This window comes from Chitinophaga filiformis (genome assembly GCF_021646545.1).
GTDB lineage: Bacteria > Bacteroidota > Bacteroidia > Chitinophagales > Chitinophagaceae > Chitinophaga > Chitinophaga filiformis_A.
The window spans coordinates 218625-240622 of sequence record NZ_JAKIRP010000011.1 but is presented as its reverse complement, the minus strand read 5'-3'; the positions used below and the strand labels follow the sequence as shown (position 1 = coordinate 240622).

Annotated in this window: 21 protein-coding genes; 17 read left to right on the top strand and 4 right to left on the bottom strand. The window is 47.6% G+C overall.

Annotation, left to right across the window (positions count from 1 at the left end):
- The first annotated feature begins 1 nt into the window (after window position 1).
- Both L3C95_RS23965 and L3C95_RS23960 read left to right on the top strand, forming a co-directional pair.
- Window positions 2-1987 (top strand): alpha-L-arabinofuranosidase C-terminal domain-containing protein, encoded by a 1986-nt coding sequence (locus L3C95_RS23965; RefSeq protein WP_236391461.1) that lies wholly within the window; start codon window positions 2-4, stop codon window positions 1985-1987.
- Window positions 1988-2009: 22 nt separating this feature from the next.
- The gene (locus L3C95_RS23960) at window positions 2010-3032 is read left to right on the top strand and encodes an arabinan endo-1,5-alpha-L-arabinosidase (RefSeq protein WP_236391459.1); all 1023 of its coding nucleotides are present in this window, start codon (window positions 2010-2012) and stop codon (window positions 3030-3032) included.
- Here L3C95_RS23960 and L3C95_RS23955 read toward each other — a convergent pair.
- On the bottom strand, window positions 3007-3243 hold the full coding sequence (locus L3C95_RS23955; protein WP_236391457.1) for a hypothetical protein: 237 nt from the start codon (window positions 3241-3243) through the stop codon (window positions 3007-3009). The two genes, L3C95_RS23960 and L3C95_RS23955, sit on opposite strands and share 26 nt — an antisense overlap.
- Before the next feature lie 18 nt (window positions 3244-3261).
- On the bottom strand, window positions 3262-4266 hold the full coding sequence (locus tag L3C95_RS23950) for a hypothetical protein (protein WP_236391454.1): 1005 nt from the start codon (window positions 4264-4266) through the stop codon (window positions 3262-3264).
- Between the two features lie 262 nt (window positions 4267-4528).
- Here L3C95_RS23950 and L3C95_RS23945 point away from each other — a divergent pair, with 262 nt between their 5' ends.
- Both L3C95_RS23945 and L3C95_RS23940 read left to right on the top strand, forming a co-directional pair.
- Entirely contained in the window at window positions 4529-5590 is a 1062-nt protein-coding gene (locus L3C95_RS23945; protein WP_236391451.1) for a sensor histidine kinase, read from the top strand.
- A complete protein-coding gene (locus tag L3C95_RS23940; protein WP_236391449.1) occupies window positions 5587-6312 on the top strand; it encodes a LytR/AlgR family response regulator transcription factor in 726 nt (241 codons plus the stop codon). The genes L3C95_RS23945 and L3C95_RS23940 overlap by 4 nt, the downstream gene beginning before the upstream one ends.
- A gap of 63 nt (window positions 6313-6375) precedes the next feature.
- Here L3C95_RS23940 and L3C95_RS23935 read toward each other — a convergent pair whose 3' ends face one another.
- Window positions 6376-6831 (bottom strand): PepSY-like domain-containing protein, encoded by a 456-nt coding sequence (locus L3C95_RS23935; protein WP_236391447.1) that lies wholly within the window; start codon window positions 6829-6831, stop codon window positions 6376-6378.
- Between the two features lie 176 nt (window positions 6832-7007).
- On the opposite strand from L3C95_RS23935, the gene L3C95_RS23930 reads away from it, so the two are divergent.
- Window positions 7008-7307: a hypothetical protein gene (locus tag L3C95_RS23930; protein ID WP_236391445.1), complete on the top strand. Its 300-nt coding sequence runs from the start codon at window positions 7008-7010 to the stop codon at window positions 7305-7307.
- 378 nt (window positions 7308-7685) lie between these two features.
- Here L3C95_RS23930 and L3C95_RS23925 read toward each other — a convergent pair whose 3' ends face one another.
- On the bottom strand, window positions 7686-9791 hold the full coding sequence (locus L3C95_RS23925) for a glycosyl hydrolase family 18 protein (RefSeq protein WP_236391443.1): 2106 nt from the start codon (window positions 9789-9791) through the stop codon (window positions 7686-7688).
- A gap of 339 nt (window positions 9792-10130) precedes the next feature.
- Between L3C95_RS23925 and L3C95_RS23920 the strand changes: the two genes are divergently transcribed.
- The 12 genes from L3C95_RS23920 (at window position 10131) to L3C95_RS23865 (ending at window position 21992) form a co-directional block, all read left to right on the top strand.
- A complete protein-coding gene (locus L3C95_RS23920) occupies window positions 10131-10703 on the top strand; it encodes a DUF4255 domain-containing protein (RefSeq protein WP_236391441.1) in 573 nt (190 codons plus the stop codon).
- 14 nt (window positions 10704-10717) lie between these two features.
- Window positions 10718-11530: a hypothetical protein gene (locus L3C95_RS23915; protein WP_236391439.1), complete on the top strand. Its 813-nt coding sequence runs from the start codon at window positions 10718-10720 to the stop codon at window positions 11528-11530.
- A gap of 18 nt (window positions 11531-11548) precedes the next feature.
- Entirely contained in the window at window positions 11549-13051 is a 1503-nt protein-coding gene (locus L3C95_RS23910; RefSeq protein WP_236391437.1) for a phage tail sheath family protein, read from the top strand.
- Window positions 13052-13145: 94 nt separating this feature from the next.
- Window positions 13146-13559 carry a phage tail protein gene (locus L3C95_RS23905; protein ID WP_236391435.1) on the top strand — a complete coding sequence of 138 codons (414 nt, stop codon included), beginning with the start codon at window positions 13146-13148 and terminating at the stop codon, window positions 13557-13559.
- A gap of 23 nt (window positions 13560-13582) precedes the next feature.
- Window positions 13583-14005 (top strand): phage tail protein, encoded by a 423-nt coding sequence (locus L3C95_RS23900; RefSeq protein WP_236391433.1) that lies wholly within the window; start codon window positions 13583-13585, stop codon window positions 14003-14005.
- Window positions 14006-14011: 6 nt separating this feature from the next.
- The gene (locus L3C95_RS23895) at window positions 14012-14182 is read left to right on the top strand and encodes a DUF5908 family protein (protein ID WP_236391431.1); all 171 of its coding nucleotides are present in this window, start codon (window positions 14012-14014) and stop codon (window positions 14180-14182) included.
- A 2-nt stretch (window positions 14183-14184) separates the two neighbouring features.
- Window positions 14185-14853, top strand: coding sequence for a CIS tube protein (locus L3C95_RS23890; protein ID WP_236391429.1), 669 nt, complete (start codon window positions 14185-14187; stop codon window positions 14851-14853).
- Window positions 14854-16668, top strand: a complete 1815-nt coding sequence (gene vgrG, locus L3C95_RS23885) for a type VI secretion system tip protein VgrG (RefSeq protein WP_236391427.1) — start codon at window positions 14854-14856, stop codon at window positions 16666-16668. It abuts the gene before it with no gap.
- A 12-nt stretch (window positions 16669-16680) separates the two neighbouring features.
- Window positions 16681-16983, top strand: coding sequence for a PAAR domain-containing protein (locus tag L3C95_RS23880; protein WP_236391425.1), 303 nt, complete (start codon window positions 16681-16683; stop codon window positions 16981-16983).
- Between the two features lie 11 nt (window positions 16984-16994).
- Complete coding sequence (locus L3C95_RS23875; protein WP_236391423.1) at window positions 16995-17423, top strand: GPW/gp25 family protein; 429 nt, start codon at window positions 16995-16997, stop codon at window positions 17421-17423.
- A gap of 12 nt (window positions 17424-17435) precedes the next feature.
- Window positions 17436-21200, top strand: a complete 3765-nt coding sequence (locus tag L3C95_RS23870; protein ID WP_236391420.1) for a hypothetical protein — start codon at window positions 17436-17438, stop codon at window positions 21198-21200.
- 6 nt (window positions 21201-21206) lie between these two features.
- Window positions 21207-21992, top strand: coding sequence for a hypothetical protein (locus L3C95_RS23865; protein WP_236391417.1), 786 nt, complete (start codon window positions 21207-21209; stop codon window positions 21990-21992).
- The last annotated feature ends 6 nt before the right edge of the window (window positions 21993-21998 follow it).

Sequence of the window (21998 nt, the reverse complement as noted above, 5' to 3'; positions counted from 1 at the left end):
AATGGATGTAATGAAAAATAAGGTATTGAAAGTACTCGCACTAGGACTATCGTTGTTGCCGGGTATTACAGCAGCACAAAGTAATAATGTCATCACAGTTGAGACCAGGACTATCACGGGGAAAATAGCACCGACAATGTGGGGTGTCTTCTTTGAAGACATTAATATGGGTGCGGACGGTGGTATCTATGCAGAACTCGTGAAGAACCGTTCCTTTGAATTCTTCAAGCCCCTGATGGGATGGACAGTGAATGGTACAAAGGTAAAAGAAGGCGATATGCTGGTCATAAACCGGACGCCTGCGCATACCGCTAATCCGCGTTTCCTGCGGGCCACAGCCAGGAATACAAGCACTGGAGATGCCGGGTTGAAGAACGAAGGCTTTCGTGGCATGGGCATTAAACAGGGATTGCGTTATGACTTTTCGGTACTATACAGGCAACAGCAGCCTGGTATAAGGCTGCATGTACAATTATTGAATAGTAGCGGTAAGGTGATTGGCGATACAGTATTGACGCCCTCACAGCAGGACACTGCCTGGCATAAGGAATCTGTCAGCTTCCACGCTGGTGAAACAGAGCAGAAAGCATCCCTGCAGTTATGGCTGGAAGGCAATGGTGTAATTGATCTGGATATGATCTCCCTGTTCCCGGAAGACACCTGGAAGAGGCGTCCCGGAGGTATGCGGGCGGACATGATACAGCTGCTGGCAGATATGAAGCCCGGCTTTATCCGTTTCCCCGGTGGATGTATCGTAGAAGGATTTGACCTCTCTCAGCGTTATCAGTGGAAAAAGACGATCGGGCCAATAGAAGAACGTCAGCTGATCATCAACCGCTGGAATTATGAATTTGCGCATCGCCCTACACCAGACTATTTCCAGACCTTCGGATTGGGTTTCTTCGAATACTTTCAGCTGGCGGAAGACATCGGTGCGGAGCCGCTGCCTATTCTCAACTGCGGCATGGCCTGTCAGTTCAACTCAGCAGAGCTGGTGCCACTGGATGAACTGGATCCGTATATTCATGATGCCCTGGACCTGATTGAATTTGCCAACGGCGATACCTCCAGCACATGGGGTAAGGTGCGTGCCCGCATGGGACATCCGGCACCCTTCCATCTGAAACTGCTGGGTGTAGGTAATGAAAACTGGGGCCCGCAGTATGTCGAGCGACTGAAGCTCTTCACGAAGGCTATCAAAGAAAAGTACCCTGAGATAAAACTGGTAAACAGTTCAGGCACTGATCCTGATGGGGAGCGTTTCGACTACCTGGACAAGGAATTGCGCGATATGCATGCGGATATTATTGACGAACATTATTATCGTCCGCCACAATGGTTTCTGCAAAACGCACGGCGCTACGACAATTATCCGCGCAATGGTTCAAAGATATTTGCGGGAGAATATGCCGCGCAAAGCGATAAGACGGTTAGTATCCATAACAGGAACAACTGGCTGACGGCGTTATCCGAAGCGGCCTTCATGACCGGACTGGAAAGGAATGCTGCCGTGGTGAACATGGCCTCCTATGCACCGCTGTTTGCGCATGCGGATGGCTGGCAATGGACGCCAGACCTGATATGGGTAGACAACCTGCGTTCTTATGGTACACCGAATTATTACGTACAACAATTGTTCTCGTTGAACAAGGGAACAGCAGTTGTGCCGGTGCGGATGCATAATGATGTCATAGCGGGACAGGACAGCCTGTATGCCACTGCCGCATTGGATGAGAAAACCCATGAGCTGATCATCAAGCTGGTGAACGTATCGGATAAGGAGCAGACCTATACCGTGGAACTGGACGCGAAACCTGCAGCGCAGGCAACGCTGACAGTGCTGCAAAACGATGACGTGAACAGCATGAACGGTTTTGAGCAGCCGGGCAGGGTGTCGCCTAAGCATTCAGAGATGAAGCTACCCGGGAAGCGATTCCCGGTAAAGACCGCTCCGCGTTCGCTGAGTGTGCTGCGGATCCGTTTATAATGGTCATTAAAAATATCTGCTGGTGAAACGTTTAGTCTTTCTATTGTTGATACTGGTTGTACCGTTCCCGATGTGGGCACAATCTGTGCCCACAGGAATGGAATTCACCACCCGTAATACGCCGGTGCACGATCCGGTGATGATCCGGGAGAATGGCATTTATTACCTGTTCTGTACAGGGAACGGTATAAGCGTTTTCTCCTCCCGTGACATGCAGCATTGGCGTAAGGAGAAGCCGGTATTCAGCAGCGCTCCTCAATGGGCAGTAAAGGCTATTCCCGGCTTTAAAGGGCATATCTGGGCGCCTGATATCAGCTTTTATAAGGGGCAGTATTATTTGTATTATGCTGTCTCCGCATTCGGGAAAAACACTTCCTGTATAGGACTGGCTGTCAATAAGACACTGGACCGGGCATCACCGGACTATAAGTGGGAAGACAAGGGAAAGGTGATACAGTCTGTTCCCGGTCGTGACATGTGGAATGCCATTGATCCCAACCTGGTTTTTGATGAAAACGGAACACCGTGGCTGTCGTTCGGTTCCTTCTGGGACGGCATCAAACTGGTGAAGATGACCCGGGACCTGCAAACAGTCAGTGAGCCACAGGAATGGTATACCATTGCCAGAAGACCAAGGGATTTCGCTACTCCCGATACAGCAGCAGGTAATGGTGCTATAGAGGCGCCGTTCATTTTCAGGAAAGGGAACTATTACTACCTGTTTGTGTCGCGCGACTATTGCTGCCGCGCAGAGAAAAGTACTTATAAGGTGGTAGCAGGGAGAAGTGAAAAAGTGCAGGGGCCCTACCTGGACAGGCAGGGCATTCCCTTACAATTGGATGGGGGAACCCTTGTGATACAAGGGGACAGCGTTAATTGGTATGGCGCCGGGCATAACGCTGTCATTACCGACTCAAACAAAGATTATCTGCTCCTGCATGGTTATGATGCGCATGACCGGGGACGTTCCAAACTATTATTGGAGGAGATAACATGGGACGCCGCCGGATGGCCGGTGCCTATCCAATTAGGTGCAGGTCAATAGGTAACTCAATACAGCAATGCCCTTGTTCTTTAAGGCAGAAAAATATGTCTTCTGCCTTAAAGAAATCTCCTTCTATCCGCATGATCTTATCTTCGTCTTCCAGATCGAAAGTCACCTTCAGGTCCGGAGCTCTCCGCAGGATATCAGTGATGACAACCTTCACCTCTTCCGCATATAGCACGTCTGTCTTAAATACTTTTACCATGATCATAAGAAGATTGATTACATCTTATTTTTTCGCTCCCAGCAATGTGAAAGGATTGAACGATACACCGATGTTAAAATAGAAAGTCGGATCCGGCGTGGTTTTATATACCGGGTCCCCAAATGAATCTTCCTTCCGGAATATCCGCCCGGTAGGCGTCATTTTCATACCTGTTTTTACAGTAAGCAACAGATACTTTGTCAGAATATGCTCGTAAACGAACCCGGAATTAAGATCTAATTGTCTGTACTCATACTTTTGAGACGTACTGTCTAAATTATAGAGATAAAAGGAGGACCTGTCGATCTCTGAACCGAAAGACAATCTTCCATTCTCGTGTACCAGTTTTCTGAGGTACAGGTATCTGGGGAAGGCGACATCTGCACTGAAACCATTGCTGAATTTATGCTCATATGCGATAGTCGGCATGAAAGGCGTCTGTGCGCTTGGGTCAATATTAACGAGTATCCCAACGATCAATTTCGTGCGCTGGTTGGCCGTCAGTATCATGGAGGCCGTCAGCAGTCCTTTTACCCTTTCGAAATACCGTTCACTACCATCTACTAAAAGGCTGGATGTATAGATGGTCCGCTTATTGAACAGTTTAGAAAAATAGGTGAAGTTGACCGATGAATAAATATAATGGAACTCATCGTTCACGTTTTTAATACTTCCTGCAGGCCGCGTTATGTCTGCTTCAATAGACGTTCGCCTGTAGCCTGCAGAAGCCCCCAGCATCCAGGTCTTTCTCTTTATAAAGTTGTAATTCGCGCTTAGTTTTAACTGCGTAAAACCGGTCACTTTACTCTCCGGTAAAGCTTTTCCCAGCTGCTCTGAGGTGAAGTTGTACGGGACCGAATAAATAAACTCGACATTCAGCGGCCGGGTAACGGCAAACTTGTCTGCGGCATAGGTTTCTACACGTTTTGGCATATTCAGGCTATCCCGTGTTTGATGCTGCGAAAAACATTCTACCGACAAGATCAGTAAGCCGGATACTGATACTACTACTTTCTGTTTAATGTCCATATACGATATTTAAATCCAGTTTATAGATGAGGAGGAGTTGGCTGCATCAATAGTGGCTGGCGGAGATCAGCTATTGATTGCAGCACAAAGGAAGGGATAATGCAGACCCGGTTTTTCGTTTTTATACCAAATGGTTTACATTTTATACCAAAGTTTTTATGAGTAAAATTGGTATAAGAGAGAAGGGGTTTCGTATAATTTCCCGCCAGCACAGGATAGAATCGCTTTATCTTTGGACTGAGTTCAATTCTTAATATCTAATATGAAGCATAAGCATGATGATAGGATCATACGCCTGATGATTGATGACCGGTACCGGTTATTACGCCACACCCTGGTAGTGCTCGGAGTCCTGACTATGATCGCCTTTACCAATGAGGTCCAGGGATCAAGGGAAGACAGGTATTTCAGGTTATTCTGTGTGTCTGTCTTCTTAATATTGATGTGCTATGTCAATATGAATGTGCTGGTGCCGCGGTTTTTCTTCAAGGGCCAGTATATACTTTACCTGGCGCTCTTATTGACAGTGGTTGTGGTCGGTCGTATGGCAATGTCCCGGGTATTGAGAATGTTTGACGCTGCCGCGCATTTGGATACCATGCAAGACAGCAAAGATAAATTAGGCATATATGAAGGAACGCTCATATTGGTCTGTGTCGTACTGGTCACAACAATGATAAAGCTGTTCCAGCGGTGGATGCGGGATAATGAGCGAATGGCCGAGCTGAGAAATCTTACACTGACAATGGAGTTGAACGAACTGCGGAACCAGATCAATCCGCATTTCCTCTTTAATATGCTGAATGGCATTAAGGCCCTGATACGTAAAGATCCGGAGAAGGCTAACCTTGTGATCATGAAGTTGTCCGAGTTCCTGCGGTACCAGCTGTACGAGAACAATGCCGAAAAGACATTGCTAAAGTCAGAGGTCAATTTCCTGACTAACTTTTTATCTCTGGAAAAACTCAGAAGAGATAATCTTACCATTAACATCTGCAGCGAGACGCCTCCGCGCATACTCAACTGGGTGTCTTTACCGCCCAACCTGTTTACCACCTTCCTGGAAAACGCGGTAAAGCATAGCGTAAATATCAGCGGATCGGAATCGTACATAAACGTTCAGATAGAGGTGAAAGAAGATAAACTGTACTTCAGCTGTATTAATTCAAAAGATCCTGAATTCAAGTCTTCAGACAAAAGGAACAGCGGACTGGGTCTGGCCAATATTAAAAGGCGGCTTGAGCTGTTATACGGCGATAGCTATGACCTTGAGATCACAGCTGCAGATAAAGAACATACTGTCACATTAACTATACCCATATGAGATGCATTATTGTAGATGATGAACCACTGGCAAGGGAGGAGATGCAGGAACTGATCAGAGAGGTGTCACAGGTGGAGGTGGTGGGCGTATTCTCCAATGCGCTTACTGCGATGGAATTCCTGAAAGCCAACGAGGCAGACCTCATTTTCCTGGATATTGAAATGCCGATGGTAACAGGACTGGAATTTGCCGCACAACTGCCGAAACAGATACTGACTATTTTTACGACTGCCTATCCGCAATATGCTTTCAGAAGTTATGAACTGGATGCTATAGATTATTTGTTGAAACCTATAGACAAGGCCCGTCTTGAAAAAGCGATCAATAAAGCGGAAGCATACAAAAGACTACTTTCTGACGAGACAGAAAAGAACATCGTCCAGTCCAATACAAGCGAGTTCCTAATCATTAAATCAGATCGCAGGTTTCACAGGCTGAACTTCAGGGATGTGAAGTTTATTGAAGGGCTGAAAGATTATGTGGTGATCTATACAGGTAGTCAGAAGCTGATCACTGCAATGAATTTAAAGACTATTCATCAGAAGATGCCACAACATCTTTTCATACGGGTGAGTAAGTCATATGTAGTGAACATAGACTATGTAGATTCCTTTGACCATCGCAATGTGTATGTTGGTGAATCTGAAATTCCGATAGGGGAGGTGTATAAGAGGGACTTCTTTAAGATATATTCAGGGGGATCACTTAATCCGGAGGAATAGAAAAAAGCAGCCGCCCGGGAACTTTTTGGCGGAACGGCTGCTTTTTATTTATACGCTGAATGGTTATTGCTTCTTCTTACCGTCTTTCTTACCCTTATCCAGCTCGTTCTTCTGCACCTTACCATCTGCACTGAGGGTTACGTCTCTTTTCTCAGTGTCGTTCTTCAGTTCCAGCTTGTAGGTAACTGCTGATCCTTCAGTATGCTTGTCTGCGTCATGTATCTTATATCCGGCAAACTGCTGTTGAACGGCCTGTTTTACAGTAGCAGGCAGATCGGCTTCCTTAATATCTTCCTTCTGCTTTACCACCTTACCAGTGGCATCGTACCATACATCGTGTTTTTCAAACTCAGCTTTATACTGGTTGTCTTTCATTTTCCATTTAACACCTGTTGCCTTGGGATACTGTTGCTGGAAGCTTTTTGTTACCGGGGCAGGTACAGTTACCGGCTGATCAGCTTTCTGCGCGTAGGCACTAACGGCAGTTCCCATTAAAAGAAATAAAATTAGATGTTTCATGAATTCGGTTTTTAATTGAGGCCATAAATTTACGGAAAGTATCAGGATCCGGGAAAAAATCGGGTATATGGACAACAGAATCCGCTAAACCAGAGAGGAAAAACAATATCCGGCCCGGATTGCCGGCTTATCCGTACCTTTGCAGCATCGTTTCCCCATTAATAATTTTCACTGTTATGATCCAGTTCCGCGCAATCAGAAGGACGCTCGTTCCGGACAATACCATGGCCGACTATATTCACAATCTGCCTAACAGGTACAATAATTCAAAGGCGGAGAGAATAGCTGCTTATCTTACCAATCAGTTCGGTAATGAGTCCTGCAGTCATCATCCTGATCACATGGTAGAGATGAATATTGAATCCAGGTCTGAGGAGGGGGAGGTTGTTCTCTATAATTACAGCAAGCCGTGTTGTGATACTTTTGCGAAGCGTATCCAGCAGATTATCAGTAAGACGAAGCAGATGTTTCCCTGATTATTCCGGGTTTATTGCTTGTCGCGGTTTGCCCGCTGTCTGCTGAATTTTGCCTGGCTTTTGCCGCGGTTTCAGGTGGGACCCCGGGCTGTATCCCTTTTCGCGTCGTGCTATTTAGCTTTGTCAGTCGTATTGGGCTGTTGGATAGGTATTGAACCCCTGTGAAGCGTGTTGACACGCTACAAGGGATAAGGCCCTTGGGTCTCCACCTGAAACCTCCGCAGTAACAGCCTTTCAATTAAATTGAATGAGCCTCTTCATATTGAAGAGTTGACGGAATCCTCAATGCACATACATAATATGCGCAATCATCCGCTCTGATCTGCTCCGTTAGGAGCGCTGTGATTATAGCCCAGGGCTGCTAACCCGGGAACATGATCAGGGTTTATCATTCTTTGACAGCAATGGCCGTATCAGGATGCGCATGATCAGCATGCCTAACAGCAGTCCTATGGTGAAGATCAGCAGAAGGTCCAGCATAGGGATCGTTACACATTTGGCTGTTGCTGCTGTACCAGAAGTGTGGGTAATGCCGAAAGGAACATCCCTGTTCAGGAAGAGTGTTACAATACCAAAGAAGGCAGTGACCAGTATCCAGGCGATCAGTATACGTAATACTATTTTTCTCCATGGCCACTCGGGACCTACCATCCGTACATTGTATGCGTAGAAGAAGCCGATGAGCAGTGCGCAGATGAAGAAGAAGAGGGTAACGTAAGCAAAGAAGGTATCGTCCCTGTCTTTTTCTGCTTCCAGGCGGCAGGGATCAGTGAACAGAAGTTTCAGGGTCAGCATTTCATGGCTGACTTTTTTGACCATACGGGTCCACCAGGACTCGCTTACTATTACAGGTGGTCCCAGTTGTATGGTGTCGATGAAGGTGGTATCTATACTGATAAATTTATATGCCAGTTCATCCCAGAGCTCTCCATAACCGTCATCTGCACCCAGGGGCCAGATAGCTACACCTCCCAGTCCGTTGTTCAGCACATAGTCGTATTTAACGTCGAGGGTGTTTTCATCGTCGAACCATATTTCTGAAGTTACTTCGCCGTTGGCATCTTTCTCTTCTATATAGGCAGCCACTGCGTCTTCGTCATAGATGACGGAAGTGTCGCCGGGATATTTGTTTTTGATTTCACTGAAAGGGACGTAGCGGGTGAAAATGTCTTTGCCGGTAGGGCTTTTCTTCCATTGCGTTCCGTAGTAGGAGAGCAACAGTATGAATTTGGAGGGTGCGATCTGCAGGTTCAGAAAACGGGACATGACCGGTTCAATAGCGCGGCGGGCGTCTCCTTTCATAGGAGATAATGCACATGCGCGGGTACCGCTTGCTTTTGTAAAGTCTATCAGAAAGTGGTCGGTCAGCGGATCGAGTGTTCTGAGGTCATATGCCGACTGCTCGTCGTTAGACGGCAGGGTCACCGCGATACTATATTGCTGCTGACTATTATGCTGGAAATAATTGGAGAGTAAAGTCACAAAACGGGAGAAGGCATCTCTTCTCTTTGCGCTTAGTTGACTGAACCAAATATTTATACCGTCTGCCTGGTACTGTTGTAATAAAGGTAACAGTGAGTCGATACAACGGAACTGTGCATCTTCATCTTTCAGGAGCGCGTCAATATGAGTGGGATCATTTTCGTAGTAAGTGAACATTCTGCTGTTGCCTGCGGCCGCTGCCAGGTTGAACATGTTCAAAGGAGCGGGAGGTATGTCTCTTGCCTTAATATCTTTTTCAGTAGTATAGCCATAGAAGTTAATCGCGCTCAGGGCGGTGAAGTTATACTGGAGATATTTGTCGGTCATCCAATAGGGGTGAATACCTATTACATTTGCTTTATGTCCGAGCGTGATTGTATAGGTTGTTCCCAGTGTATCGCTTAATCTTAGTGTATCTATCTTGCCCGGCGTTCGTCCGTATAAGGCACGGACCGCCACCAGTTGCTGTTGTTGCGCCTCGCTGTTCCTTTCCTGTTTTTCTTTTTGCTGTAAGATGGGAATGATCTTACTGATAAGGGACGCAACATCTGTTTCAGGTACGGGAGCAGGTGGCACTACGGGTGTTTCATCTGGCGGGAGCAGTGAGTCTTTTGCCTGGTTGGCAATAATATTATTGATAAGTGCACGCAGGGAGTCGAAGTGCTGATTCTGTTGTAACGATAACTCTGCGTTCAGCTTTTTAATGTCTTCAGCAGTGGCCACCATGGAGTCGGCCATGACGGTCCTGATGATGGTGATTACACGCTGTTGTTCCCTTGCCCTGGCATTTTTAGTGAACTTTAATGCGGCAATGATCTTTTGCAACAGTTTAACCCTTCCGGTAGTGTCTTTCTGAAAGGTGGGTAAGTTAATGGTTTTTATTCCGCTGCCGGTGTCATACGGACAAGGATATACTCTGTTGGCGTGAACATCATTTTTAAGAAACAAAAAGATAATAAGGATAAAGAAGAAACCAGAAATGGTCCTGACCAGGGAATACATAAACGCTAAAATTTACGGGACAACTTTGCGGCAAGAGTAATGATAATAATTAATAAAAAATAGGTAAATATTCATTTAAATAAAAATTTTATTGTTTTCATTTAACTACTATATTGTGCCCAATATGAAAATCTTAGTTCTTTAGAGTCGCCTAATACCTTGATTTTCGTTTAAATAAACACAACTGATTAAAGAGGACAAAAAAGCCGATAGATAAGTTTTATACACAACATAACATCGTAAACTAGCCACTGCAAAGCATTGTGCAACGCCAGGTTTACTGAGTACTTCCTGAGAAGACATAACAGCCAGAGTACTTCCTGATAAAATAATAGCCATATGATTTACGAAACCCTATCATGCGTCACTGAAGTGATCAATCAACACTTCGGCAGGCAGTTGCATGTCAACGAAGAGAAGGTAGTGCTGTCCGGTATTGTAAATCAGGATGGAAGTATTGCTATACAGGGAGAGAATAAAGTACTTGTAACGCTGATCAACATTGAGAAAGAAGCGATGGGGAAAGGTGTGCCCGGTAATAATGGAGGAGTGATGCAGGCCAGATCTATGCCGCCTGTTTGTATCAATCTTTACATATTGTTTTCGGCATACTTCAATGGAAACAACTATGCGGAAGCATTGCGTTTCATTTCCTTCGTCATGGCTTTCTTTCAGTCGCACAATGTATTCACTCCGGCAGATACGCCATCGCTTGACCGGCGGATAGACAAGCTGGTATTTGAGATGGAGAGTATGGGCACGGAGCGTTTAAACAATGTATGGGCTACACTTGGCGCCAAGTATATGCCTTCCGTTGTGTACAAAATGCGTATGCTAACATTTGACGACAGTATCATCAGGGAATACAGACCTTCCGTGTCAGGCATTACTACAAACGATAAACTTCTGTAAACCGAATTACGGTAATGGGATTTGATTTGCTGACGGAAATTTATTTCCGCCACGGGTTCTTTGCTGACAATTGTTTAAGGGATATCCGCGTGTTGCTGCCACAACAAACTGCAACAGACATGCGACGTTATGATTTAATCTTCCGCAGATTGCCGGACAGGATCGTATTGCTATTTAACAACAGCAATACTGATCAGCGGGTGCAATTGCTGCGGGAGCAGCTGACGTTAGTATTTGACCTGCAATTGCCGGACCCGCACTTTTATAACTACACGGATCTGCCTCAGACAGACGTTCCCGGTAGTATATTATTATTCAGTAACGCTGAGGGGCACACGCCCGGCAGATTGCATAAGGAGGAATTTGTCACAGCCAGTGAGGTGGTGCCGTTTCAACATGAGGGCGCTGTCATATCTGTAAGACCATTCGGACGGATCGTCCTGCAGTTGAAGCCTGACTTGTCTGCCAGGTATGACGTCAGTTTCGCCGCGAAGAGTACGCGCTGGTGTTACTTCCTGATGAGTGCCAATCTTGCTGCGTTGTCAGAGCCGGCAATCATTGACACCAGCAACAACGTTCATTTTACAGGGCCCCAGCCGGTAACACTTCCGGATGGCGCACACGCCAGTGTGTTTGTTTCGGAAGAAGCGATCGCACTGGCGCAAAGACCATTACATACATTTCAACTGGTGGATTCAGTTGGCATCGGCGGTCTGCACAGGACCGTCATTTCCGCGCTTCCATCGCCTGACATCCAGACTATTTCAGCGGCGGGCATATCAGGGTATGACCGCACACAAGCATATTCCGAAATCTTTTTATACTAATCTCAAACCCGTACAGCTATGGCTTCAACACTCATGACACCGGGCGTTTACATAGAGGAAAAAAACGCCTTCCCCAGTTCTGCCGTTGCCGTCGAAACAGCAGTCCCTGTCTTTATCGGCTACACAGAGAAAGCCGAGCGGTTTGGTAAATCACTCCTGAATAAACCAACCCGTGTTACCTCTTTCGCGGAGTTCGTAGAACTCTTCGGCGCAGGCTTCCGTGCAAAGTTCAGCATTGCTGATCCGGAGGCTGATTACAAAGGAGAAACATTCATCGTGAATGGTGCTCCCAAGGTAGTAAAGATCATGCCTAAGAACACTTTCTACCTGTACAACAGCATCCGCTTGTTCTACGCGAACGGTGGCGCCAACTGTTACATTGTTTCCGTAGGCACCTATGGCGGTAAGGCTGAAGGTCTGGAGATCGCGCTGGATGATTTCACCGGCTCAGACACCAAGCCCGATATCCTGCTTGCGCTGGAAAAGGAGTATGAACCTACACTGGTGGTTATTCCCGACATCATCGCCCTTGGCGAGAGTGCTTACAACACCATGTACGCAAAGGTGCTGACACATTGTGCAAAAACACAGAGCCGCTTCGGTCTCTTCGATCTGGCGAAACAAGGCGCTACCGACACTACAGATGCTATTGTTGCCGCTTTCCGCGACAAGATCGGTATCAATGCACTGAACTATGGCGCTGCCTATTATCCCTGGCTGAAGACGGCTATCGTACAGGCCAGCGAGATCGATTTTGAGAACATCGACCCGGCTGTCGACCTGGCAACTGTATTGCCTGAAACACTGGCACAGCAGGTAATAACTGCCTACAAAGCGATCGCCACTCCCGATGCCAACGCAAAAAAGAACTTCCATCAGTCACTGAAGGCTTCCAGCCCTGTGTATAACAGCATCCTGGAAGAGATCAGGTCTAACCTGAACGAACTGCCTCCGAGCGGGGCTATGGCTGGTATCTACACGATGGTAGACAGCACACGTGGCGTGTGGAAAGCACCAGCCAACGTCTCTGTGGCCATGGTGAATGCACCTTCCGTGAACATCTCGCACGATGAACAGAAACAACTGAATGTGGATGTACTGGCCGGTAAATCCATCAATGTGATCCGTCCTTTCCCAGGTATCGGTACACTGGTATGGGGTGGCCGTACATTGGACGGTAACAGCCAGGACTGGCGTTACATCAACGTACGCCGTACGCTCATCATGATCGAGCAGTCCATCAAACTGGCGGCACGTACCTACGTATTCGAGCCAAACGATGGCACCACCTGGGTAACTGTAAAAGCTATGATCGACAACTTCCTGAACAACCTCTGGAAACAGGGCGCACTGGCAGGAGCTGCTCCTGAACAGGCTTACGACGTACAGCTGGGCCTTGGTTCCACTATGACGCCTCAGGACATCCTCGATGGTAAAATGCTGATCACCGTTAGAGTAGCGATCGTAAGACCTGCGGAGTTCATCGTGATCACATTCCAGCAGATGATGCAGCAATCATAACAGACAACAAACTCATTCACCCTATTATCTTACTTATTAAAAGCTTACAACTATGCCAGATGACGGAGCTACCCAAGCCCAAACCACGTGGCCTTTGGTCAAATTTTCCTTCAAGGTCATGTGGGACGGGGCAGAACTGATATTCCAGGAAGTAACCGGACTATCATCAGAAACGCAGATCATTGAATACCGCGGCGGCAGCAGCCCTGTATACTCAACAGTAAAGATGCCCGGTATCCAGAAGTTCTCCAATATCACCCTGAAAAAGGGCATCTTCAAAGGAGACAAAGCACTGTGGGATAAGTATAATGGTATCAAGATGAATACCTACAAGCGTATCAATATCGTAGTGAGCCTGCTGGATGAAACACAGAATGTCGCTATGAGCTGGACGCTGAAGAATGCATTCCCATGCAAGATCACTGTAACGGACATGAAATCGGACGCTAACGAAATAGCCGTTGAGACTATGGAAGTAGCGCACGAAGGTTTAACCATGAGCGAATAAGGCGTATGAATCCCGGATATCCGATGACAGGCTTCCATTACAAGGTGAACTTTATCAATTACCTGGGTAAGGAAGAAGGGAATTTCCAGGAGGTGAGCGGCATTTCCGTTAACATAGCCACAGAACCAGTAAAGGAAGGGGGAGAGAATCAGTTTGTTTACAAACTGCCTTCCCCTCCTCAATATAGCAACCTGGTGTTGAAGCGTGGCTTGCTGGTCGGCTCTGTCGTTACCGATTGGGTAAGGACTACCTTATCCACCTTTAAATTCAAACCTACAACAGTTGTGGTCATGCTGCTGGATGAGCTGCACCAGCCCCTCTACGTCTGGAAGTTCTATGGCGCCTATCCCGTAAAGATGGAAGTCTCAGGCCTCAAGGCGAAAGAAGGGGAGATTGCGATAGAGACCCTGGAGCTGGCCTACAAATATTTTGAAAAGTTTAACTGATAAGCGATGCCACTTGAAGTAAGAGAACTAGTGATCAAGGTGACCGTCTCTACAGATTCGGGCAAACCTGCTACTGCGCTGCCGGATGAGAAAGCGCTGCGCCAGTGGAAGGAAAGTATTATCAGGGAATGTATGGACAAGATCCTGAGCAGGATGAAAACTGAAGCTGACAGATAACTATGGGAGAGATCAAGAAACTACAGATTGCAGCTTATGCGGATGCGGCCTGCGTTGGCCAGCTCCTGAGCACGATCAATGCCATGATCAATCCCAGTGCTTATTCCCTGACCTATAAAGCGGAATACGAGCCGTCGGAGGAACTGAACAAAGCTGACCAGACCATGATCTTTACAGGAATGGGCGACTCCGACCTGAATCTCGATCTGCTGGTAGATGGTACCGGTATCATTCCGATACCTGATAACCAGACTGTGGATGGTTATATTGAGAGCTTGCGCAAGGTGATGTTTTACTATCAGGGAGATAAACACAGGCCCAATTTCCTCAAGATCTCCTGGGGCAATTTTGTATACAAGGGTGTATGCACCAGCGTTACGACCAACTACAAATTGTTTAATCCGGACGGTTCAGCTTTAAGGGCGGAAGTAAAGCTGGTGATCGCAAAATCGCTTGACTTTAAAACGAAGAAACAAAAGGCGAAGGCGTCCTCACCGGATCTGACGCATATCCGTACCGTAAAGGCCGGAGATACACTGCCTATAATGGCTTACCGCATTTATGGCGATCCTTCCTATTATATGGAAGTAGCCAGGATTAACGGACTAAGTAGTGTTCATGCGATCAGGCCGGGTGATGAACTGTATTTTCCACCATTAAAGAAAGCGTAAATGCCGGCTCAGAGTGTTACTAATATATCAGATCCTACGCTCCGGTTCACCGTGACGGCCAACGGCAATGCCGTGCAGGAGAAATTCGGCGTAGTGTCTATCCATATTTCGCATGAGATCAATAAGATCTCTTATGCGGAGATCGTGTTTGTAGAAGGCAGTGGCGATATCGGTGAAGATGGTGATGGTGGTACTTTTCCCACCAGTGAAGGTACCGACCTGGTACCCGGTAACACCATCTCGATCACTGCCGGTTATGGAGAAGATACCGAACAATCCGTTTTCAAAGGTGTGATCGTTAAGCAGGCGGTGCGCCTGAGCAGTTCGAAGCTGTTCCAGGTGGTGGTGACCTGTAAGCATGAAGCCGTGAAGATGACGCTGAACCAGAAAGAGGGGGAGTTTTCCGATTCGACTGACAGCGATGTGATACAGAAGATCGTGGGCACTTATGGTCTTTCTGTTACGGTAGACAGTACCAGCGCCCAGCAGGAAGTGCTGTTCCAGAAGTCGGCTACTGACTGGGACTTTATCCTGGCCAGGGCAGCGTATAATGGTTACATCACGGTGCTGGACGATGATTCGATCACGATCGGTAAGCCGAAATTCACTGACGCTGCCGTGCTGGCGGTCGGGTATGGTGACGGGATGATCTCTTTCGATGCTGAGCTGAATGCAGAAAAGCAGCCGCCTACCTTGGAAGCTGCCGCCTGGGACCCGCAAACACTGGCTCTCATCACATCGAGTGCGACGGAGCCGAGCCTGAATACCCACGGCAATCTCACGGCTCAATCATTCTCAGAGAAGCTGTCGCAAACACAGCTGAAACTCATTTCCAGCACCCCGCTGCCACAGGCCGACCTGAAGTCGTGGGCTGACAGCACCCTGCTGCGCATGCGTATGAATGCCATGAAAGGAACTGTTTCCTTCATTGGTAATGCGCTCGCTAAACCAGGAAAAACGCTGGAATTGTCAGGTGTCGGAGATCGTTTTAGCGGTACTGCCTTTATCATAGCGGTAAGGCATGCTATGGAGGAAGGGCTATGGAAGACGACTGTACGCTTTGGAGCCCCCGACAAACCTATTTTTGAAAAGGAGCAGTTCTCCTATACGCCTGCCAATGGCCAGATGCCCGCTATACACGGCTTGCAGCTGGCAAAGGTGGTGAAGATCTCTGAAGATCCTGCCTCCCAGTACCGGATACAGGTGAAGCCTGCTTCCAATGCTGCCGATCAGAAAGGGATCTGGGCACGGCTGGCCAGTTACTATGCAACGTCGTCTGCCGGTTCGGTCTTTTGTCCGGAGGTAGGTGATGAAGTAGTGGTAGGATTCCTGGAAAGCGATCCGCGTTTCCCTGTTGTACTGGGTTCTTTATTCAGCAAGAGTAACGTGCCGCCGCTTACGCAGGCTGACGAGAAAAACAATGTAAAAGCATTGTATACCCGCAGCAAGCTGCAGCTGAACTTTGACGATGACAAGAAGATCATCAAGATCACGACGCCTGGTAATAATATGATCACGCTAAGCGACGACGGGAAATCCATCGAAATAAAAGATCAGAACAACAACAGTGTTAAACTGGACAGCAGTGGCATAACACTGGATACGCCCAAGGATATTACACTGAAAGCAACAGGTAATATCAACCTGCAGGCGACCGGTAAAGTATCCATGCAGGCTACACAGGATATGGAGCTGAAAGGCATGAACATCAACCAGACCGCCCAGATGGGCTTTACGGCCAAAGGGACTGCCACAGCGGAGGTATCTGCTTCCGGTCAGACGGTGATCAAGGGCGCGATGGTAATGATTAACTAAAACACAAATGAAATGGGAACACCCGCAGCAAGACTAACTGATATGCATACCTGTCCCATGCAGACGCCGGGACTACCACCCATACCACATGTAGGCGGCCCCATTACAGGCCCGGGTGTACCCACCGTGCTGATAGGCAAGATGCCGGCAGCAGTGATGGGCGATATGTGCGTATGTGTAGGTCCGCCGGATTCCATCATTAAAGGCTCTGCCACCGTCATGATTGGCGGCAAGCCTGCAGCCCGGATGGGCGATAGTACTGCTCATGGAGGCAGTATTGTGCTGGGGTGTCCGACGGTATTAATAGGCGGTTAAAATAGCTACAAATGTCAATCAATTCTTTTCTGGGTACCGGATGGTCATTTCCTCCGGCATTCGACAAAGCAGGCGGCAGTGCGGTAATGAGCCACGCCGTTGCTGATATAGAAGAGAGCATCCGCATCATACTGGGCACTGTGCCCGGAGAAAGAATGATGCAGCCTACATTTGGATGCAATCTTCACAGGCTGGTTTTTGAGAAAGTGGACAGTGGAATGATCACAGAGATCAGCGATCTTATTGAACATGCATTACTGGATTTCGAGCCGAGAGTTAATTTCGAAGGCCTCGACATTCTGTTGCGTGACGATGCACATGGTATCCTTCATTTACAAATACACTATTCTATTATTTCTACCAACACCAGGCATAACATGGTCTATCCATTCTATTTCCTGGAAGGCACCAATATCGTGTCTCCCAACCTTTTGCCTTAGCGTGTACGTGCTATGAATAAATTATTCGATTATATGAGGGATGGCGTCAGTCAGACGGAGCGAAAACTGGAAGCGCTGTTGCCATCCTATGTGAAGATTGATGAACGCAGCAAGGAAGACCTGTTATTATTTCTGTCGGACCTGTCTTCGCAGTTCAACTATTTTAACTTTCAACATGAGATTGAGGGCGACTGGAAAGATTTTATCCAGGCGGACGTCCTCATCATGATCATTGCTATTTCACGCCTGGACTTTACCTCCTGGCAAGAGCAGCAACAGGAGATCGCGCAGATACTCGACGCGGCCGATAACGACGCGCAATTACAACCACCACTAACAGACCTTTTTAACCTCATTTACGGTATTGCCATACAACTGGCCAGTCATTTACAACAGCTGAAGAAGGCCGACCTGCAAGGCCTTACGTGGATCTATACAGACCAGCTACACGACAGCCTGGAACTTGACGTATTACATACGCTGCAGTTTGAAAGAGAGACAGCAGGGCTGTTCAGAAATGTACGTTATTTCCGTTCACAGGCCATTACAAAGGAGCTGCAGGTGCTCTTTCCAGGGCTGATCAACAGGCAGCATGAAGCCGGACCTACGTATCTCGGATATCAGTCGCTCAATGAAATTTATAACAATCTCCGTTCAAAATATTACCAGATCACTACAGCCGCACAGGCTTACCTGAGAAGGAAACCTGATGTGATGCAGCACCATCCGCATATAGGATTGCTGATGGCGTTCACGCAGCTGTACAGTCATTTACAGGATAAAATAAATGGCCTTACGGGGCAGCACCTGTCATACTACTACCGGAACGTGCTGGGTATACAGCAACGGCCGGCTGTACCAGACAAAGTGCATGTATTTGCAGACACCATGCCGCAGAGCGTACCGGTGGCAGTGAGGAAAGGTACGCCGATGATCGTGGATCCGGGCAATGGTGCTGCACCGATCACTTACAGGCTGGATCATGATCTGAACGCCAGTCAGACAAGACTGCGTGCACTGCGGTCTGTATATGTGAACAGCTATAAACAGATATCGGCTAATAATCCGCAGCAGTCAGACATCATAGAACAGCAGGTCTATACTGCCTTGCATAAGGTAACTGCACCGGCAGACCATCTACCGGGCGCATTGCCACTTGAACCCTGGCCTTTGCTGGGGGAAGCGCAGCAGGAACTGCCCCTGGATCAACGGACGATGCAGGAGACAGATATGGGACTGATCATTGCATCCCCTTTATTCTACCTGACAGAGGGGCGTCGCACGGTAGAGATTTCCTTATACTGTGAGGCTGCTTCTTTTGAAAAGTTGCTGGCCTATGTGAGGAATTTTGCCGCAGTAACGGGCAAGAAGGAAGCGCTGGTGATGAACGAACTCCTGTCATCAGCCCTCATTATATCATATACAACGGCAGAAGGCTGGTACACGCTGGCAAAACACAGCATACGTTGCGCGCCGCCTGAATGCGGGCCTAATTGTCTGGTGATCAGTATCACCTATGATGCCAACGCTCCTGCGGCTGCGCTGTATAATCCTCTGGTGCATCAAGGGGAATACCAGACCGCCCTGCCATTGATAAAGCTGCTGTTGAACAACAACAGCTTTCATCATCCTTACTCGTACCTGCCTTTATTGCGACTGGAAAGAGTGGCCATCAAGGCGAATGTGAAGGGGTACCGCTCTGTAAGGTTGTTCAATAATGCCGGACCACTCAGTCCTGCGAACCCCTTCCAGTTGTTCGGCGCCCAGCCGGCAGTAGGCTCTTTCCTGGATATCAAGGATAGCAATATATTCAACACTTATACAAAGACCTTCCGTCTCAAAATAGAATGGCTGGAGCTGCCGCATATGGACAATGGCTTTAATGCCTATTATGAGGCATATGATGCTGGTATGCTCAATGATTCATTCAAAGCAGGGATCAGTACTTATGAAGATGGGCAGTTCCAGCCGGAAAGGAATAAACAGCAGCTACTGAATTTATTCGAGACCTATCGCGACGATGAAGGCCGGTTGTTACTTTCTGACAGCGTAACACTGAAAGACATCGATCTGAAAAAGATCCATTTTCACAACAAGCCATTGCTGGACAAAGAGCCATTTGTAACAGATGGTTTTTATACCGATGGGGCAGTACGACTGGAGCTGGCAGCGCCCCAGGAGGCATTTGGTCACAGGCTGTTTCTGCGCTTGTTCCCCGAGGTGGCAACACATAATGCCGGCAGATGGAGTAAGAAAAGGCCCATTCCCAATATACCGTATACGCCGCTGGTGAAGTCGATTATGGTGGATTATATATTGGAGCAGGCAGAGATCATGAAGCCGGAAAAGGCGAATGATACAGAACAGGCCTTACAGATATTTCATCTTTATCCTTATGGGCACAGGCAGGCATATCCTTCTCCCTTTAAGGAAGATTTTGCGCTCCTGCCATCCTTTGATGACAAGGCCAGTCTGTACCTTGGTTTCGACCAGATGTCGCCGCAGGAAGATATCTCCCTCTTGTTCCAGATGGATGAGAAGTTTTACAAGTACACGACGGTGAACAAGTCGCCCAAATTGCACTGGAGTTATCTCTACAATGACCGCTGGGTACCGTTCAACAGTGATCAGATACAGACAGATACCACCCAGTTATTTATCAGCAGTGGTATTATCAGCATGCGAACGCCGTCTATGGATTGCTATGGTAATACGCGACTGGATAAACAGCTGCAATGGATCAGATTATCTGCTACCGAAGAAATGCAGATAACACCGATGGTGAAAGGCATATTCGTGAATGCAGCGCTTGCCGTGCGTGAACAGACAGATACCGCTGCAGGTACAACACTGGCCCCTTTGTCCATCAAGTCGTTCCAAAAGGAACTGAGGGGTATTCAGCGGGTATGGCAGTTGTTCCCTTCCTTTGGTGGCAGACCGGCAGAAACATCTGAAGAGTACTATATGCGTGTCAGCGAACGCCTGCGTCACAAGAAGCGGCCTACGTCGGGCATAGATCTCATACAGCTGGTGCTGGAGGCATTCCCTGAGGTATTGATCGTGAAATGTGTGAAAGGCATCACTAATTCAGACGTTCAGTTAGTGATAGTGCCTAAACCACCGGTAGGCGGTACCTACGATAGCGAAGAGCCATTGATGGACATTGCGACCATGTATCGCATCAACCAGTTTGTGCAGGACCTGCTGCCGCCATACGTAAAGGTCACCATGCATCATCCGGAATACGAGCGGCTCAAGATCATCTGTGATGTAGGTTTTGTAAAAGGAACGAGCAGTATCGACAGGAATTACTACCTGATCAAATTACAGGATGACATCCGGCATTATATGACGCCATGGCTGTACGACAGTCATACGGACGTTAAGATGGGTGGCATACTCTATATAGCAGACATCCTGAATTATATCAAGAAGCTGCCTTATATCGCTTATGTGACCGGGTTTTCCATTGTACACTTCTTTGCAGAAAGAGATGCAGATGGCAACCCGATACATTGCATGCTGGATACAGCTGTGAGTAATACAGACTATGTGAGGGCTTCCACAGCTGAGGCGATATTGATACCGGCATTACATCACTCTATCAGGGTGCTGGACGACTGGGAGTACCGTGATCCGGAGCCGATAGGTATCAGTGATGTTATCACCGGCGAAGAGATGATCATTGGGCAGCATGAGCGGACTACTTACCGGGAGGAAGACGACTCCCATTACGCAGAAGGAGAAATTATCTCACTCACCATACAACCCAAATAACGGACTATGGCTACGAAAAACAACACGAAGATCTATGGCAGAGAAGAACTGAAGGAGCATTTCCGGAACGGGAAGCTGCCTACAGAGCATCACTTTGCGCATCTGATAGACTCCACCATCAATAAGCAGGAGGACGGTTTCTCGAAAGACGAGGAGAATGGTATGCTGGTAGCAGCGTTGGGCGCTTCCAAACGGTTTGTTTCCTTTTACCGCACCAACGATGACCTGGAGCCTTTTTTCCTGATGGAAAAAGATGAAAGGGAAAACCCCGGTTTCAGGATGGGCGCTAATCCTGATCCCAGCCAGGAAACACAAACGGATGAAAAGAACTTCTATTTCCACCTGAATGGGAATATGGGGGTAGGCAAAAAATGTAATCCCTGCTATAAAATTGATGTTGCCGGCTTTGTGGCCATGGAGGGGCGCGTTGGCACTTACATGATGGGGAAGGTCCCTGCAGATGGCAGGTGGCATTCCATTATCAGCGGGCTGGATAACTGTCATGCGTATGAAATAATGGCGCGGACGGGCAAGCGTAATTCCGGCCGCTTTGCCATTATCCATGCCATTGCAGTAGCTGCATTCGGGAAGTCGCGCGGCAGTATACGCCGAACTACTGCCCACTATGGTTTCTTCTGGAACAGGTTGAGACTAAGATGGAAAGGCAGCACACATAACTATGATCTGCAATTGCGTACCAACAGTAATTACGGCCCGGATGTAGAGATCTATTACCGCATCATGCGTTTGTGGGATGACACTTCATTCATGCCGGAGGAATATTATCACTAAGCATTG